The sequence below is a fragment of the Paenibacillus sp. FSL H3-0286 genome, assembly GCF_045040705.1.
GTDB classification, from domain to species: Bacteria; Bacillota; Bacilli; order Paenibacillales; family Paenibacillaceae; genus Paenibacillus_AQ; species Paenibacillus_AQ odorifer.
In genome coordinates, this window is the sequence record NZ_CP150285.1 from 2,622,185 (window position 1) to 2,640,821 (window position 18,637).

Sequence of the window (18,637 nt, forward strand, 5' to 3'; positions counted from 1 at the left end):
GGCAATATAGTCCCCTTGGCCTCTCCGAGGCTTTTTTTGTTGAACGTAATATCCCACATACAAAGCATAGAAATCGCCATCGACGGCCATCTACCTATAACTTATATTATTAGCGTTATTAGTTAGCTTGTATCCGTAATCCATCATTTCAAATGTAGGAGGCGAATGTCTATAAAACTACTGTTTTGAAAGCGCATCCTTTCTGCTGTATAGCTCCACAAAATTTTGGGAGGTGGTTATTCAATGATAGCAGCTTCTAAAAGATTTACCGGGAAGACGGCAGTACTTTATTGTTTAATTGTTATATTATTTGTAGGTCAGTTAACGTTATATCCCTCGGTGAGTTTAGCTGCGGGGAATTTAGCCCAAGGGAAGACTATTACTTCAAGCTCCTTCGGTGATGTATACGTAGCAGCCAATGCTAATGACGGCAGCCAAGGAACGTATTGGGAGAGCGCAAGCGGTGTTTTTCCGCAATGGATTAAAGTGGATTTAGGGGCAGCAAGCAGCGTGAATCAGGTTGTGCTAAAGCTGCCAACGAATTGGGAAACAAGAACTCAAACGTTAGCGGTGCAAGGAAGTACAGATGATGCAACTTACAATAACTTAGTAGATTCCGCCAATTATACATTTAATCCAACGATTGATTCCAATACAGTGACCATCAGCTTTACAGCTGCGAATGTCAGATATGTTAAACTGAATTTCACATCCAATACGGTCTGGCCAGCAGCACAGTTAGCGGAATTTGAGGTTCATGGTAATACAACTACAACTCCATCCTCAGGATATGAAGCGGAGAATGCCGCATTATCCGGTGGTGCCAAGGTTAACACGGATCATACAGGTTATACAGGTACAGGATTTGTTGATGGTTACCTAAATCAAGGTGCTGCGACTGCATTTAGCGTTAATGTGGCTTCTGCTGGTAACTATGATGCTACATTAAGATTTTCAAATGCATCAGGCAGTACAAAAACCATTAGTGTTTATGTGAATGGAACTAAAATTAAGCAAACCTCACTTGCGAATCTGGCCAATTGGAATACTTGGTCAACAAAGATTGAGACGCTGGCTCTGAATGCTGGTGCTAACACGATTACTTATAAGTACGATGCAGGAGACACTGGAAATGTGAATCTAGATAATTTGAACGTCACTCCAGCTTCTGCGACAACACCTACGCCAACGCCGACGGCAACTCCGACACCAACGGCAACACCTACCCCAACTCCGACGGTAACTCCGACACCGACAGTAACACCTACGCCAACACCGACACCAACTCCAACTGTAACAACGACCCCGACACCAACAGTTACACCAACGCCTGGGGCGGGTTCCAATCTGGCTTTGAACAAAAGCATCAACGCTTCCTCTTCCGTCTTTACCTTTGTTCCTACAAATGCGAATGACGGTGATGTAACTACTTACTGGGAAGGAGCAGGAGGAGGTTATCCCAATACATTATCTGTAAACCTGGGTAGTAATGCCGATATTACATCCATTGTCCTCAAACTGAATCCATCATCGGCCTGGTCCACACGTACTCAGACTATTCAAGTGCTTGGGCATAATCAGAATACAACAGCCTTTACTAGTCTTGTGCCAGCAACCGTGTATACTTTTAATCCGGCAACTGGCAATACGGTCACTATTCCGGTAACGGCCACGGCTAGTGAAGTACAGTTGAAGATTACCACCAATACTGGTTCAACCGCTGGACAAATCGCTGAATTCCAAGTGATGGGTGCACCAGCTGCTAATCCGGATTTGGCGATAACCGGTCTTACATGGTCACCTTCAGCTCCAGTAGAGACCAATGCCATTACTTTAAATGCAACGGTAAAAAACCTTGGAACGTTAGCTTCCATAGCGACTAATGTGAATTTTTACTTGGGCAGCACACTTGTAGGCACTAGCCCAGTGGGGGCATTAGCGGCTGGCGCATCTACGAACGTCACTTTAAATATGGGCGCAAAGGATGCTGCTACCTATACTTTAACTGCAAAGGTTGACGAGAATAATACGGTTATTGAATTGAACGAAGGCAATAACAGCTTCACTAGCCCAAATTCTCTTATTATTGCTCCCGTATCCAGTTCTGATCTAGTAGCTTCCCCTGTTAGCTGGACACCAAGCAATCCAGCAGGCGGCAATGTGGTCAGCTTCTCGGTGGCAATCAAGAATCAAGGGACAGCAGCATCCGCAGGGGGTGCGCATAACATAACCTTGAAGGTTCTGGATGCTACTACGAATGCTGTACTCCAAACCTTAACTGGAACCTATAACGGCGTGATTGGCAGTGGAGTAACAGCGCCTCCTGTTAGTCTTGGCACTTGGACAGCAGCTAATGGCAAATATACTGTGAAGACGGAAATTGCCGTAGACACTAATGAGCTGCCAGTTAAACAGGCCAATAATATTCAAACACAGTCTCTTTTTGTAGGTCGTGGAGCCAATATGCCTTACGACATGTATGAGGCTGAGGAGGGTGTGATTGGTGGCGGGGCTGTGAAGCTTACTGCTAATCGGACCATTGGAGATCTTGCGGGTGAGGCTTCAGGCAGAAGAGCAGTCACACTGAATACTACAGGCAGTTATGTAGAATTCACTACTAAGGCTGACACTAATACACTGGTCACCCGCTTCTCCATTCCAGATTCGGCGAGTGGAGACGGTACGAATGCTACACTGAACATCTATGTGAACGGAGTTTATACCAAGGCGATTAATCTGACCTCTAAATATGCATGGCTGTACGGTTCAGAGATAAGTCCCGGCAATTCACCAAGCGCGGGTTCTCCGCGGCATATTTATGATGAAGCTAACATTATGTTCGACAGCACGATTCCGAAAGGTAGTACGATTCGACTGCAAAAGGATGTGGCAAATACCTCGCAGTATGCCATTGATTTCATCAGTTTGGAGCAGGTATCACCGATTGCCAATCCAGATCCGGCCAAATATACGGTCCCAGCCGGCTTTACACATCAGGATGTGCAAAATGCGCTAGATAAAGTACGCATGGATACGACCGGAAATCTCGTAGGTGTGTATTTACCAGCCGGTAACTATCAGACCTCCAGTAAATTTCAGGTCTATGGAAAAGCAGTGAAGATCATTGGTGCGGGCCCATGGTATACGAGATTTTACGCTCCAACGAATCAGGAGAATACGGATATCGGTTTCCGGGCAAGCGATACCGCTAACGGCTCTACTTTTGCGAATTTTGCTTACTTTGGGAACTACACATCACGTATTGATGGCCCGGGTAAAGTATTTGATTTCTCCAATGTGGCAAATATTACGATCGATAACATCTGGACCGAACATCAGGTGTGTATGTATTGGGGAGCTAATACGGATTACATGGTGATCAAAAACTCCCGTATCCGCAACACCTTCGCTGACGGCATCAATATGACGAATGGCAGCACGAATAATCTCGTGTCCAATATTGAGGCACGGGCAACAGGGGATGATAGCTTTGCATTGTTTTCGGCTATTGATTCCGGTGGTGCAGATATGAAGGATAATATTTATGAGAATCTCACTTCAATCTTGACCTGGCGGGCAGCAGGTGTAGCCGTCTATGGCGGATATGCCAATACCTTCCGCAACATTTATATTGCTGACACGCTTTGCTATTCTGGAATTACGATCAGCTCACTTGACTTCGGGTATCCAATGAACGGCTTTGGCGCTTCACCGACAACGAATTTTGAGAATATTTCCATTGTTCGTGCAGGTGGACATTTCTGGGGTGCACAGACCTTCCCGGCAATCTGGGTATTCTCAGCCTCTAAGGTATTCCAAGGCATTCGTGTCAGTGATGTGGATATCATTGATCCAACCTATCATGGCATCATGTTCCAGACCAACTATGTCGGCTCCACGCCGCAATTCCCAGTGACAGATACCCTCTTCACGAATGTCACAATTTCCGGTGCGCAAAAGAGTGGAGATGCTTTTGACAGCAAATCCGGAGTGGGCATCTGGGTAAATGAAGCGGCTGAGGCTGGGCAAGGTCCTGCCAGAGGGTCAGCCACCTTTAACAATCTGAAGATTACCAACACGGTAACGAATATTAAAAATAATACGTCTACTTTTACGATTAACGTTAATCCTTAAAAATAAATGCTGCCAGTACTGAACAGCCGTCTCCCGCTTTCGTGGGGGACGGTTGTTTTCAGGTTGCAGAAACTAAGGTTCTGAATCGACAGGAGGTGCTGCTCACGTTACAATAATGGAAGGTACAGAAATGAAGGAGGCTCTAAAATGACATCCTTAGTGGTTAACAATATAACAGAGCTGATTGGGAATACACCGGTTGTAAGATTAAATCGGCTGACTAGCCCCCAAGATGCAGAACTATACGTGAAGCTGGAGCTTTTTAATCCAAGTGGCAGTGTAAAAGACCGGGCAGCTTATAATCTAATCCTGCAAGCCGAGCTAGCAGGTTTGCTGAAGCCGGGCGGGACGATCATTGAGCCGACTAGTGGAAATACAGGGATAGGCTTAGCGATGAATGCCGCGGCAAAAGGGTATAAAGCGATTCTTGTCATGCCTGATAATATGACCAAGGAACGAATCAATATTCTAAAGGCTTATGGTGCGGATGTTGTGCTGACGCCCGCAGCAGAACGGATGCCGGGAGCTATAGCAAAAGCGATTGAGCTGGGAAAAGAAGTGGAGAACAGTTTTATTCCACAGCAATTCGAGAACAAAGCCAACCCGGATATTCACCGGACTACGACCGCTCTGGAAATCCTGGAGCAAATGGAAGGTAAGCTGGACATGTTTGTTGCTTCATCAGGAACTGGGGGCACGATAACTGGAACCGGTGAGGTTTTGCGTGAGCATCTACCTGATATCCGGGTTCTTGTGGTTGAGCCGCAAGGCTCGCCCGTATTATCTGGAGGAAAGCCAGGACCACATAAGCTGGTAGGAACGAGTCCGGGCTTCGTACCCGCCATTTTGAATACACAGGTCTACGATGACATCGTTCAAGTCGCGGATGAGGCTGCCTTGGAGACGGTAAGAACGCTGGCTGCAAAAGAAGGAATTCTGCTGGGTCCATCCGGTGGTGCCACTGTATGGGCGGCGTTGCAGGAAGCGCGTCGTCTTGGGGCTGGCAAACGCGTGCTTTGCATTGCACCTGACACAGGGGAACGGTATCTTAGTATGGGAATATTTTAGTTTCGTCTGGAGGAATGGGAATGAATAAGCTCAGTGTGAGTTTCCTTATTGTTCTACTGCTGGCGGGCTGCTCAGGCTCTAACAAGCCAACCCCTTCTCCAAGTGCAGAGCCGACACCAACGGCAAGCATGCAGCAGCCAGCAGCTTATCTGGAAGCTGAAAAGCTGAAGGCGAATTTTGGTTTTGCAGATGAGTCTGGCAAGAGCATCTTAGTCACCGGGCAGGAAAAAGGGCTGGATGCGCAAATGCAACAATTGAATGAGGCGATCGGCGATCATGGGCAAGTGCTAAAAGTGAAATTGAATAAATGGCAGGAGGGTACGGAGAACAGTAATGGCCGGGAGATGGCTCACAATTTTGTGAATCTGCCAGGGTATCTTTATACGGTTGAAGCGGGGAATGCGACCCCTGATGAGACCTATTACCTGACGGATCAGGCAGAGTTTAATGCGAATGCGCTAATCTCTGTTAAGCCTACGGAGGTTAAGCAAGCCTCGCTAAATGTTGCAGAAAGTGTGCGGCAGAATATTGTTTCTGCGAAAAATCGTGAAGTAGAGCACATTTGGAAACTTGCTGACCTGTCTGGTGATCGGCAGCTGTATCTCGTTCAATTCATTAGACAGGATCAGGATATGTTATTTAGTCTCGTGCTGGAAGATAAGGCCGGGCTTACCTTTATGGATTATCCGGCTGTCATTCAAGGCGATGAATTTTCCGTCTGGAGAGTGGATGATGGAGGGGAAGTGATACCTGAGATGTTCTCTATTCTTTTTGCGGCGGAAACTGCTGAAGGTCCATTACTCGCTATGGAGTGGTGGGGAGCGGAAGGCGTAAACACATTTTTCCTGAAAAAAGAGGGAAATGTTTTTAAAGAAATGGACATTCAATACGGACGCTACACATCACCACTATAACTGGGATGCAGATACATCGAAGGATGTATCTTTTTTTTTGCTACAATATAAGAAAGTATAAATTTTCACTATATATTGCTTATAATATTATGAGGGATAGCATTATTTTTTTAAAATACTTAAATTTGTAACAATAAGAACTTTAAATAGCCCGATCGAGTCATGTAGCAGAATTGTGACGGTGATATTGTTAATCATAAGATGTACGGGAGGGGACAGCAACGTATAACCGAATCAAGTATATGATCCTGTTACTGCCAACGCTAATGGTAGGGATCTGGGAGGTCGTGCGCCATCAGTTTCTAATGCCTTATATCTCGATGGATCTGGGGAATTATTTGACACCTGTCCTCGTATTTTTGTTCACTCTTGTATTGCTCGTCCCTTTGTTTTCGCTGATGGAGCGGAATCAGCGGGAGCTGGAGCAGGAACGTGCGCTCAAAGAGGCAATGAAAGCCCGGGAAGGGCTAGCTAAGGAACTGCATGATGGGATGGCGCAATCTTTATTTCTTTTATCTGTCAAAATAGATCGTCTGGAAGCAAGCCGCAGGAATGGGGAAGTCAGCGAAGAAAATGTGGATCAGATCAAAAAGACCGTCCACGAGGTGAACCGTTATGTTCGACAGGCGATCGCCAATCTGAAGGTACCAGTGTCTGAGCAGCACTCTTTTTCATTGGAACAGTCGGTTAAAGATCAGCTTGCTCAAATGGCTAACGAGATTATGATTGAGGTTTCCTTGGATTGGAGTCTACAGGATGAAGCCCTCTCTCCTTCGGAAAAAGCAGAGCTGCTATCTTGTATCCGAGAGGCTATTATTAATGTGCGTAAGCATACAAGAGCGGCGAAGGTTTCTATCACAGGTGCAGGCACTGAGAAAAACTGGAGCGTGGCGATTGTCGACAATGGCGAAGGATTTCAGCATGATCCCTTTGAGGTGAACGGAAGTTACGGCCTTCAGATCATGAAGGAACGTGTCGAAGGAATGGGATGGAAGCTTCAGGTGAGCTCCGGCAATACGGGGACAAATGTGGAAATTACGAAAGGAGGGGGAAGTTTATGAGCCGGTACCGGGTTTTGGTTGTGGATGATCATGCGCATGCGCGTGAGGCGATGTGTGAGATTTTGTCCATGGATGATAGTTTTGAGGTCATTGGTGTAGTGGAGAGTGGTCCTGAGGCGATCGCGTTCACGGCCCAGTGGATGCCTGATCTCATTCTTATCGACATTCAGATGCCGGAGATGGACGGGCTGGAGACTACTCGCCGGATCAAGCAGGAATATCCCTATGTCAAAATCGTTATCGTTACGGTATCGGACGAAATTTCCCACCTCCTCGAAGCATTGAAGCAAGGCGCACAAGGGTACTTACTCAAGAATCTGGCACCTTCCACCTGGATTGAATATTTGCAAGCCATTGTGAATGAAGAAGCACCGCTAAGCCGGGAGTTGGCTTTTCAAATCTTGAAAGAATTTACCGTTCCTTCAGTAACGGACGAAGGAGAGTCATTGACGGCAAGGGAGAAGGAGATTTTAAGCTGTGTGTCTTCCGGATCGACGAATAAAGAGATTGCCATAAGCCTGTCGATTTCGGAGCATACCGTAAAAAACCATCTGAAAAACATCCTTCAGAAGCTTCAACTCCAAAATCGTACGCAGCTGACGCGTTATGCTCTGGAGCAGGGGCTTGCTTCACGTAAACGTGATTTTCCGCGGTAAATATGAGGATAGAGATGAAAGTGAAAAATGATAAAATTACTTAAAGAAAGAGGCACTCTAACTATGAACAGATTATCTCGCAAAATAATGACACTCTTCGCACCAGCCGCTGCAACACTTCTGTTGTTCGCAGCCGTGGCTAGCGCGCACGTAACCGTAGCACCAGCACAATCCAGTACCGGAGCATGGGAGACTTACACACTTAAAGTTCCTTCAGAAAAAGATGTGGCGACTGTACAAGTCGATCTACGAATCCCGGTGGGTGCCGAGTTCAAGCAATATGAGGCTACACCGGGCTGGGATGTTACCATTGAGGGGAACAAAGTTAGCTGGATAGCTAATGGAGAAGGAATTAAAGCAGGGCAATTCCAACGTTTCTATTTCACAGCAAAGAATCCTGATACTGCAGGCGACATTGCTTGGGATGCTTATCAGCATTATGCCGATGGCAGCTTGGTGCAGTGGTCTGGTGAGGCAGGAACAGAAAGTCCGCATTCTATTACTTCGATTGTGCAAGCCTCCGGTGGGGATGAACATTCTCATGGTTCCAGTGACAATGGCATGAGCATGGAAGAACATAATGCCATCATGGAAAGCGAGAACAACTCCACCAGTGTCAACCCAATGGTCTATATCGCATTAGGGATCTCTTTACTAGCCTTTTTAATAGCAACCATAAGTATATTGCGCGGGCGAAAAGAGTAAGCGGGAACTAGTTGTGATACAAGAATATAGTGTTCATGCAAGAAGCCTCCGTCAATAAACGACGGAGGCTTCTTGCATGAATTAATTGGTGATGAGGATACTTTTTACTTATCTACAGCCGTTTGCGTTTGTAAAAGGTTACGAAAGCAGCGGTTAGTATTAGGAGAAGGATGGCGACGCCAGTTGTGATGGCTTCACTCGTGCTGCCTTTTTGCTGCATAGTACCAGCACCACCAAAGTCGCCACCGCCCATACCACCAGGCATACCGCCACCAAAGCCACCGCCGCCCATGCCGCCACCGCCAGGACCATTTCCGCCGCCTTCAGGGAAAGCGGGTCCGCCCATAGCACCAGGCTCACCACCCGCGCCGCCGTCAAATCCACCTTGAGCAGCTTGCCCGTTAGTGTTGGTTTGTCCACCTTGAGCAGCTTGGCTGTTAGTGTTGGCCTGTCCACCCTGAGCAGTTTGCCCTGTTTGTGTAGTCTGCCCACCCGCAGCTGCTTGTGAGTTACTGCCAGGCCCCTCGCCGCCATTAGGGATAGCCGGTCCGCCCATGGCACCAGGTTCACCACCTGCACCGCCTTGGGCAGTCTGTCCACCCGTAGCCGCTTGCCCTTCGGTATTTGGTGCAGCTGCATTTGCGCCAGTATTACCAGTAGCGCCATCCGCACCTGTGGCCTGCCCAGCACCCGCAGCGCCTTGAGCTGCGCCATTTTTAGCACCGCCACCAAAGCCACCGCCGCCCATGCCACCACCACTTCCTGATCCGTCACCGGAGGAAGGAATGGTACCGTCGAGTTGCTGCTGGATACTTGTGGCCATGTTCGACATGAAGGTCTCAACAGCCTTTATCCCATTTTCATACTGTTCGAAAGTGTAGAAGGCGGATGGATCCGCTTTGACATAGCTGGAAATCATCGTGTTCAGCTCATCCATCCGAGCCTGGAACGTATCGTCCGCTAGATAGCCAGTAATCATCTCACTAACAATCTCATGATATTTCGTTTTGTATTCATCATTAGCGAGCAGTTTCGCAATCAGTGGTCGTTCTGCCAACGCACCTTGGGTAGGCTCGTCAATTAACACATCTGCGCTTCCCATGCCGCCAAAAGCCATATTGTAATCCCACGGCAGAATCGAGAAGACCCCATCGTCTTCATATAAGTAATAATTCTGCTTATTTCCACCTAAATAACTGTCCATATTACCCGTGACCGCATTTAGAGCGATATACTTCAGCGATTCCTCTACGTCGATGTATTTTTCATAATCGGTGCCGTTGTTTAGCTCATTCAGCATGTCGACAAGAATATCATCGTTAGACTTATCGGATTTCATTTCTAGTCCAGTATAGAGGGATGGATCATCGCCCAGCCAAGTCAAATCACTGCCCTGACCGGTCATTACACCTTTATAAAGTGCACCATAAGTGTTGCCGAAATTGCGTTCCAGATAAGCATCACTGATCTGTTCTACTGCAAGATAGAAACCCTTCAGTTCATCATTTACATACACATTGACGAAGGAATATTTCGGCGTCGGGAGACCGACACTTTCAGCGAGCTCATAGGTCAGAAATTCACGCATATAAGAAGCATCGCTGTAATTATTATTCAGGTTGATCTTAGTAATGCCGAATAAATTCTGGTTAACATACTCATCAAAAGAAATTTTGAAGCTGTAGCGGTCAGAGTCTGTCATCTGTACTACGCTTCTGAGACTGAGATTTCCTTTGGTCCGTACAGCTACATTATCGTATTTCATACCGTTGTACTCGACGGAAGCCATTTTATATTCTTCAGCACTGGCATTATCCAGCATATCCTGAAAATCGTCCGGGTCCAAGGTGATTTTGACATCCACGACCTTATCTTTTGGAAAGACCTGCTCGTCTAGCTTTTTCTCATCGCTCGAAATGACCTTGTCCTGAGCATCAGACGTTGGATTATTTATTGCAGACGGACTTGCATTCTGACACCCGGCTACGGCGATGACCAGCAGCAGGCAGCAAAAACTCAGCAGGATTGACTTACCTCTGGTTTTCATCTGGGGCACCGCCTTTCATCTCGTTGTAATTAAGATACATAGTCACCGCTATAGCTGATCAAGAGTGCATTTTTGACACCTTTTAGGTCAGAGACTGTGTTGACAAAGCCGCCTACTTTATCATCCAGACGAAGCTCCAGCGTCAATTCAATATTGTTTGCGGAGACTGTTTTTTGCTTCACATTGTAGCGTTTTACGGATTTGGTGATATGGCTGTGTACTTCACGTTCGCTTTCATCACTGTCGCAGTTAATGACCAGTAAGTATGGCGTTTCGATAGAAGAGTGTTTAATGAACAGGAACAAAATAAGGCCGATAATGATCGAACCGATAATAGCCAAGGTGAAAAATCCTGCTCCAGTTACAATCCCTGCTACAGCTGCCCAGAACAAGAAGATCAGATCAGTTGGATCTTTGATCGGTGTTCTGAAACGAACGATGGACAATGCGCCGACCATACCGAGGGACAGCACAAGGTTAGAGTTAATCGCGATAATGACAGTAGCTGTAATCATGGTCATGCCCATGAGTGAGACGTTAAAGCTTTTGGAATATAAAACGCCGCTAAAGACACGTTTGTAGAGCAGGTAAATGAAGTATCCGATCAGAAAAGCTACGCCCAAGGTAATCAGCATCTTGGAGATACTAATATCAGATACAAAATTGTCGATCACCGAGTTTTTAATAATGTCTGAAAAATTATTTGTAGTATCTGTAGTCGTTGTTGTAGCTGCTAGCGGTGCTAGTGATGCATTCATAATCAATAATCCTCCCAAGTGTTAGTTTTTAAGAATTTGCGGCAGATCACGTATTTCGAAGCGGACTGCCTATTCAGTCCCTCCAGCTGCAACGCGATTTTAATGTACTCCGGAATATACTCATCGAATTTCACTTCGAAAATTATGAAGTTCTCATCAATCGCCCGAATCGGATGCAAATCCTTATCGAAAATATCCGTAGAGTGCAGGCCCGTACGTAGTTCTTTATCGAACGTTATTCGCACATTTCCGTTGTGGCAAACATAAGGCTCGCGAACATAATCCACGATGACCTTGGGTCGCAGCAGGTTATGGCGCATCTGATCGTATAACTCCAAGAACAGCGGACTGTCCGGGACGTTCAGCACTTCGTAGTTGCCCGCCATAATCTCGTCGTACATTTGCCGGGTTAGTGGTTCTTTGATTTTGGCGATATAATCGTCCATTTTAATTTTTTTCTCAAAGTGAATGATGTTGTCTTGAATGTTGTAAATGCGAATCCGGTATTTGGCCCGCTCTCTGAGACCGCCGAGCTTGTCTGCAAGTGCCGTGTTGTTGATATCGTCAAAATACAAACTCCGAATGTGGTATTCTCCACTCTCATTAGCGTGTTGATCTTTATCAATCAAGCTTTGCAATCGCTGGCGCAATATAAGGTATTGATGATAGTTAATGAAAAATTTAAGTTCATGCCGGAATTGAAGCTTCTTATTCATTTTCACACCTCGTTTCTCTCTCTATCTCTGGCTAACCTTCCTGCTTGACTAATTCTAGGAGACAGACCTTATGCTTAACTTAAAATAGACTGAATGTTTGCTGAATGTTTTACACTGCGTTAACAAAAGTCTGTATAAAGATTCGTGTGCAGATTTGACTTCTGACTTTGCAGGGGGCTATCTTATTTAGAAGGCTAGAGAGAAATTTTCATAAGGAGGTACCGTGATGAGAGACTATAAATTTGCCATAATCCTAGGAGTGCTTGTGATTGTGGTTATTTTAGTGGCTTATGGGTTGGAACGATCGAAAAGCGGAAGTAATGCAAATTCACCAGCACCGTATGATCTCGTGACTACCTTTAAGGGAGATGCGAGCACAAGCCGCGCGTTTACTTGGTATACAAGTGATTCGAGTGCAGCAGGCATTCTGGAGATTGTAAAGGGACAAGTGTCCTCTTTTGCAAATACGGATGTACAAAGGGTAGATGCGAAAAGTAGTTCCATCAAAACAGACAATGGCACCAAAGGTGTTCATAAAGTGGAAGCTACGGGTCTTGAACCCGGGACGTTATATACTTATAGAGTGGGTAGTGGCGTTGAAGGAGAATGGAGTCCGGCAGCGGAATTTACAACGGAAGAAGATGGACTGGCAAGTGTGTCTTTTATCAACGTAACGGATTCTCAAGGGGAAACGGCAGAGGATTTTAAGCTGTGGGGAAATACGCTGAACAAGGCTTTTCAGACATTTCCTGAAGCTGAATTTATTGTGCATAACGGCGATTTGACGGAGAATCCGGAGGATTCGGCAGGCTGGGATGATTTTTTTGGCAATGTGCAGGGCTGGATTTCGGGGATTCCGTTAATGCCGGTAACAGGCAATCATGATGAGGTGGATGAGGATGCAACGTATTATACTTCACACTTCAACCTGCCGGATAATGGGGCAAAGGGTTCAATTGCAGGCACCTCGTATTCCTTCGATTATGGACCTGTGCATGTAACGGTACTGAATACAGAGAGCAATCTAAAAAAGCAAACGGAGTGGCTAAAGGAAGATCTGAAGAACACAGACAAGAAGTGGAAAATCGTTGCGATGCACCGACCGGCTTACGGGGGGAACTCCTATAAGAAAGTTGAAAATTGGACGGATATTTTTGATACGTATGAGGTTGATTTAGTGCTGCAGGGTCATAATCATGAATACTCCAGATCCTACCCGTTACGTGGCGGAAAAATAGTTCCAGAAGGTGAGATTTCCAAAGGTGCTAAACGAGGGACAGTCTATGTGGTGACCAACGCTTCTGGAGGGAAATTTAACGAGAAAAAAGAAGATCAGTTCTATCATGCGGTGCATTTTCAGAACAATAAGCAAATGTTTGCGGGCATTAACGTTACCGGGGAGACATTAACCTATCAGGCCTATGATGTGGATGGAAAGCTGCTGGATGAGTTTGTGTTGACACATTGAGCTAAGGGAATTGGATAATATTATTTAAATACCTTCTCTGCTGTAAAGGCGGGGGAGGTATTTTTTTGATTTGCATTAAAACACTAAATTCAGCGCAACAACTGTGCATCTTAAGCCGTTTTTTCACATGTCTACCTTTTCCGTCATATAAGCTGTTAACTTTATAATGATAAAATAGATTTAGTTATATTTGGATTTCATTTGAAGTGAAGGGGAAGTAATATGTTTATCAGAAAAATGGTTTTTATCGGTATCATTTGTATGTTAGGTTTGACAGGTTGTGCAACGAACACTAAATCAGGTGCTGAAGGAGAGGGAGATAAGCGTGCAGAGGAGCTGCTCAGCATGTCTCGGAGTGAACTGGCTAAGCAGGAGAGCTATACTATAGAAATGGAGAAACAAGAAGAAACATCCAGCAAATCGGAAAAAAGTGAAGATAAACATTGGTCGAGCGCAGCCTCATTTCATGTCGACTATGTTAGAAATCCTTATACCGTATATCTAAAATCGGAGACTGCGGAAGGAAAGGAACGAGAAGAATACATATCGGATACTGAATATCATACAAAGGTAATGGATGATTTATTTATTAAGCAGGACGATTATATTCCAGCGAAAGAAAAACAAATCGCACAAAGATTTATTGACCCGTATGATTATATAGACACGTACCGGGTAGATTCTCAGGGGATCGTTGTTTCTGAGGAGGAACAAGAATACATACTTTCGATAGAGATATCGTCTCACGATGCGAGTAAGGAAACGATGAAATTGATGAAGCAGAATTTGACAGACAAGATTAAACTAAGATATACGCTGGATAAAACTACACTTTTGCCGCATAAAGTGGAGGCAGAAATATTCACTTCATTGAAATCAGAAAACTTAAATTCAGAATCAGTGCTCACGTTGCAAACAACTATCAGCAATTTTAATGGTATAAAAGAGATTGTTATGCCTGTAGATACTAGTGAAGAATAGTTATATCAGAAGCCTCTGGGATTTATTCCGGAGGTTTTCTTTATCAGCAGAATTATTTTCAATCAAAATTTAGTGAAATTGTATCCTGAAGTGTGAAAATGGTACGATTTTTAGAGACAATCTTCTGCAAAATATAACCATTTTCTCTCGATAATGAAAAACCTTACCATTATAATGAAAGCGTTATCAGAAAATGGAGTCTAAGTTCTGAAGGTATGGATTAAGGGGGAGGGAGGAGCAGGGATATAGAGTAAGAAGAAGGCATAAACAAACCAATTATATCGTAGGAGGCGTAAAACGTGATTCGTAACCGTATCCGGAAAACAGGACTTTTGGTCCTGCTTGGCGCGATGGTAGGCTCTTTATTCTCTGCATTCCCAGCTACTACCCATGCAGCCTCAAGTGAACCTTACACCTGGAAAAGCGTTGTAACGGGAGCTGGCGGGGGCTTTGTACCCGGAATTATTTTTAATCAAACTGAACCGAATCTGATTTATGCCAGAACAGATATTGGCGGGGCCTATCGCTGGAATCAAGCTACATCCAGTTGGGTCTCAATTAGTGACTCGGTAGGCTGGGTGGATTGGAACAAGAATGGCGTAGATGCTCTGGCTACAGACCCAATTGATCCTAATAAAGTCTACATGGCAACGGGTACGTATACTAATCATTGGGATAATAATGGCCAGATTATGCGCTCTAATGACCGGGGGAACACCTGGCAAACTACTCCACTGCCTTTTAAAGTAGGTGGCAATATGCCTGGCCGTTCCGCTGGTGAACGTCTAGTCATCGACCCCAATAAGAACAACATTCTCTATTTTGGAGCTAGAAGTGGTAATGGTCTCTGGAAGAGTATTGATTCGGGTGTAACTTGGTCAAAGGTAACCTCTTTTCCAAACGTAGGAACGTATATTCAGAATCCGACACTTGATTATGGGAATGATCTTGTCGGATTGTCTTGGATCACGTTCGATAAGAGCACAGGTACACTTGGCAACGCTACTCAAACGATATATGTCGGTGTGGCCGATACGGCTAGCAGCGTATATCGGAGTACAGATGGTGGAGTAACCTGGACAGCTCTGGCTGGACAACCTACGGGGTTCTTGCCACATCACGGCGAGCTGTCATCCACAGGTGATCTCTATATTACTTATAGTAATGGTGTAGGTCCCTATGATGGCAGTAAGGGTGAAGTTTGGAAATACAACAAAACTAGTGGGGCTTGGACCAATATCAGTCCTACGACCGGTGAAGATAACTGGTATGGCTTTGGTGGATTGGCGCTGGATGCTCAGCACCCTAACACATTGATGGTATCCAGCTTAAACGCTTGGTGGCCTGATGAAGTTATTTTCCGCAGTACCAATGGTGGGGCTACTTGGAGTCGCATTTGGGATTGGGGCAATTATCCAGAACGGACTTATAAGTTCAGCATGGACATCACCGCTGCTCCATGGCTCGATCATGGAACTACTTCAACATCCCTGGATCCTTCACCGAAGCTAGGCTGGATGATGGGTGATTTGGAAATTGATCCATTTAACTCGAATCGAATGATGTACGGCACTGGAGCAACAATTTATGGCTCGAACAATTTGACCTCATGGGATACCGGAGGCAAGGTAAATATCTCTGTCATGGCAAAAGGTGTGGAGGAAACTGCAGTGCTGGGGCTAATTAGCCCGCCAACGGGAACCTCCCATTTGATCACTGCACTTGGTGACGTTTCCGGTTTCCGTCATGAGGATTTGTCGGTAGCGCCGACTAAATTCCAGACCAGTCCTTCATGGGCAACGACGATGAGTATTGACTATGCTGAACTGAGTCCGTCCTATATGGTGCGGGTAGGCAGTGCAGATAAAGAAAAAACGCCAAGTATGAAGTCCATTGGTATCTCTAACGATGGTGGAGTGAATTGGTACATGCCAAACTCCGAGCCTTCCAATGGAACCAAAACAACGGTTGGCCATGGACAAGTAGCTGTCTCTGCAAGTGGTAATTCCATTCTGTGGAGCACCTCAGATATCGGGGTGTATTATTCCAAAACCTCAGGCAATTCTTGGACAGCAAGTGCAGGATTACCGGCAGGCGCGAAGATAGCGTCTGATCGCGTGAATCCTAACAAATACTATGGATTTTATGCAGGAATCTTCTATGTAAGTGTGGATGGTGGAGCTACATTTACTGCCACCGCAGCTTCGGGCTTCCCGACCAATAATGTGGCTGGATTACAGCCGAACGAAGCCCAAATCAGTATGAAGGCAGTTCCAGGTATTGAAGGTGACATCTGGTTCGCCGGAGGGAATACGGTTGAGAATAAATATGGTCTATGGCACTCCACTAATTCAGGTGCGAGCTTCACGAAGTTAACGAATGTAGAAGAAGCTGATCTTATTGGTTATGGTAAGGCTGCTCCGGGCCAAACTTATATGGCATTGTACACCGTAGCTAAGATTGATGGTGTACGGGGCGTATTCCGTTCTGATGATGTTGGCGCAACTTGGGTTCGTATTAATGACGATGCTCACCAATACGCTAAGATCAATATGGCGATTACTGGGGATCCAAGAATCTATGGACGTGTATATCTCGGTACGAATGGCCGAGGCACCTTGTATGCTGATCCTGTAAATCCACCAGCTACAGGCTCGACCATTACGCCAATAACTGCAAGCTTTGATAAGAAAACAGCAAATCAGGCAGACGTTGCAGTAACTATGACGTTGAACGGAAATACGCTGAGTGCGATCAAGAACGGAACGGCAACCCTCGTAGCCGGAACGGATTATACGGTAAGTGGATCAACAGTGACGATTAAAAAAGCGTATTTAGCGACGCAAGCGGTAGGAACGACAACGCTGACGTTCAGCTTTAGCGCTGGAGCTACACAATCCTTGGCGGTAGCGGTAACGGATACTACAACACCAGTATCCAACTCCACGATAACGCCAACAAGCGCGGGATTTGATAAGAAAACAGCGAATCAGGCAGACGTTGCAGTAACTATGACGTTGAACGGAAATACGCTGAGTGCGATCAAGAACGGAACGGCAACCCTCGTAGCCGGAACGGATTATACGGTAAGTGGATCAATAGTGACGATTAAAAAAGCGTATTTAGCGACACAAGCGGTAGGAACGACAACGCTGACGTTCAGCTTTAGCGCTGGAGCTACACAATCTTTGGCGGTAGCGGTAACGGATACTACAACACCAGTATCCAACTCCACGATAACGCCAACAAGCGCTGGATTTGATAAGAAAACAGCGAATCAGGCAGACGTTGCAGTAACTATGACGTTGAACGGAAATACGCTGAGTGCGATCAAGAACGGAACGGCAACCCTCGTAGCCGGAACGGATTATACGGTAAGTGGATCAACAGTCACTCTCAAGAAGGAGTATTTGGCAACTCAAGCGGTAGGAACGACAACGCTGACCTTTGAGTTTAGTGCCGGAGCGACACAATCCTTGGTTGTCACTCTCTCAGATACGTCAGTAGCTCCTACAGCAGCACTGAAAGTGCAGATGTATAACGGTACAGTGACTGCTTCCGGAAATACGCTAAATCCAAAGTTTAAGCTGGTGAACACAAGTACAAGTGCCGTTGCACTTTCTGATGTGAAATTAAGATATTATTACACAATTGACGGAGAGAAGGCACAAAGCTTCTTCTGCGATTGGTCACAGGCTGGAAGCGCGAATGTAACGGGCACGTTTGTGAAGCTGCCAACGGCTAAAGCGGATGCGGATTATTATCTGGAGCTTGGATTCTCGAGTGCAGCAGGTTCACTAGCTGCGGGTGCGAGCATCGATATCCAAGTGCGAGTAGCTAAAGAGGATTGGTCAAATTACACTCAAACCGGAGATTACTCCTTTAATGCGGTTGATACCAATTTTGTAGACTGGACAAAAGCGCCCGCCTACATCTCAGGTAACCTGATCTGGGGTAATGAACCTAACTAAGAATCTTCACCAATAGTTATGCTGAAGAGGCTGTCCTAAAAAGTAGAAAATTCTACTTTTGGGGCAGCTTCTTACTTTAACCCTCAGGCTATAGGTGGTATGTACGCTATGTGCTACGTTCTATGAGAGGGGGTGTGGTATACGTTATGTGGTATGTC

12 protein-coding genes are annotated in these 18,637 nt (G+C 45.7%); 9 read left to right on the forward strand and 3 right to left on the reverse strand.

Annotated elements, in window-relative coordinates; all coding sequences use genetic code 11:
* Positions 1-243 precede the first annotated feature (243 nt).
* The 6 genes from MHB37_RS11260 to MHB37_RS11285 all read left to right on the forward strand — a co-directional run bounded on the left by MHB37_RS11260 (position 244) and on the right by MHB37_RS11285 (position 8,538).
* A complete protein-coding gene (locus MHB37_RS11260; protein WP_405169249.1) occupies positions 244-4,134 on the forward strand; it encodes a discoidin domain-containing protein in 3,891 nt (1,296 codons plus the stop codon).
* A 147-nt stretch (positions 4,135-4,281) separates the two neighbouring features.
* The gene (gene cysK / locus MHB37_RS11265; RefSeq protein ID WP_076193883.1) at positions 4,282-5,202 is read left to right on the forward strand and encodes a cysteine synthase A; all 921 of its coding nucleotides are present in this window, start codon (positions 4,282-4,284) and stop codon (positions 5,200-5,202) included.
* A gap of 20 nt (positions 5,203-5,222) precedes the next feature.
* Complete coding sequence (locus tag MHB37_RS11270; protein WP_339281964.1) at positions 5,223-6,116, forward strand: hypothetical protein; 894 nt, start codon at positions 5,223-5,225, stop codon at positions 6,114-6,116.
* Positions 6,117-6,403: 287 nt separating this feature from the next.
* Positions 6,404-7,177, forward strand: coding sequence for a sensor histidine kinase (locus MHB37_RS11275; RefSeq protein WP_254857126.1), 774 nt, complete (start codon positions 6,404-6,406; stop codon positions 7,175-7,177).
* Complete coding sequence (locus MHB37_RS11280; RefSeq protein ID WP_038570057.1) at positions 7,174-7,833, forward strand: response regulator transcription factor; 660 nt, start codon at positions 7,174-7,176, stop codon at positions 7,831-7,833. The genes MHB37_RS11275 and MHB37_RS11280 overlap by 4 nt, the downstream gene beginning before the upstream one ends.
* Positions 7,834-7,896: 63 nt before the next feature.
* On the forward strand, positions 7,897-8,538 hold the full coding sequence (locus MHB37_RS11285; RefSeq protein WP_405169250.1) for a DUF1775 domain-containing protein: 642 nt from the start codon (positions 7,897-7,899) through the stop codon (positions 8,536-8,538).
* A gap of 112 nt (positions 8,539-8,650) precedes the next feature.
* Here MHB37_RS11285 and MHB37_RS11290 read toward each other — a convergent pair whose 3' ends face one another.
* The 3 genes from MHB37_RS11290 to MHB37_RS11300 are packed head-to-tail and all read right to left on the reverse strand — an operon-like array spanning position 8,651 to position 12,059.
* Positions 8,651-10,585 (reverse strand): CotH kinase family protein, encoded by a 1,935-nt coding sequence (locus MHB37_RS11290; protein WP_341086292.1) that lies wholly within the window; start codon positions 10,583-10,585, stop codon positions 8,651-8,653.
* Between the two features lie 29 nt (positions 10,586-10,614).
* Complete coding sequence (locus MHB37_RS11295) at positions 10,615-11,343, reverse strand: DUF4956 domain-containing protein (protein WP_036683492.1); 729 nt, start codon at positions 11,341-11,343, stop codon at positions 10,615-10,617.
* 2 nt (positions 11,344-11,345) lie between these two features.
* Positions 11,346-12,059, reverse strand: a complete 714-nt coding sequence (locus MHB37_RS11300; RefSeq protein ID WP_076193893.1) for a polyphosphate polymerase domain-containing protein — start codon at positions 12,057-12,059, stop codon at positions 11,346-11,348.
* Positions 12,060-12,285: 226 nt separating this feature from the next.
* On the opposite strand from MHB37_RS11300, the gene MHB37_RS11305 reads away from it, so the two are divergent.
* From MHB37_RS11305 to MHB37_RS11315, 3 genes are all read left to right on the forward strand, one after another.
* The gene (locus MHB37_RS11305; RefSeq protein WP_339281966.1) at positions 12,286-13,527 is read left to right on the forward strand and encodes a metallophosphoesterase family protein; all 1,242 of its coding nucleotides are present in this window, start codon (positions 12,286-12,288) and stop codon (positions 13,525-13,527) included.
* Positions 13,528-13,749: 222 nt separating this feature from the next.
* Positions 13,750-14,508 carry a DUF6612 family protein gene (locus tag MHB37_RS11310; protein ID WP_339281967.1) on the forward strand — a complete coding sequence of 253 codons (759 nt, stop codon included), beginning with the start codon at positions 13,750-13,752 and terminating at the stop codon, positions 14,506-14,508.
* 350 nt (positions 14,509-14,858) lie between these two features.
* Positions 14,859-18,479 (forward strand): X2-like carbohydrate binding domain-containing protein, encoded by a 3,621-nt coding sequence (locus MHB37_RS11315; RefSeq protein ID WP_405169593.1) that lies wholly within the window; start codon positions 14,859-14,861, stop codon positions 18,477-18,479.
* Positions 18,480-18,637 lie beyond the last annotated feature (158 nt).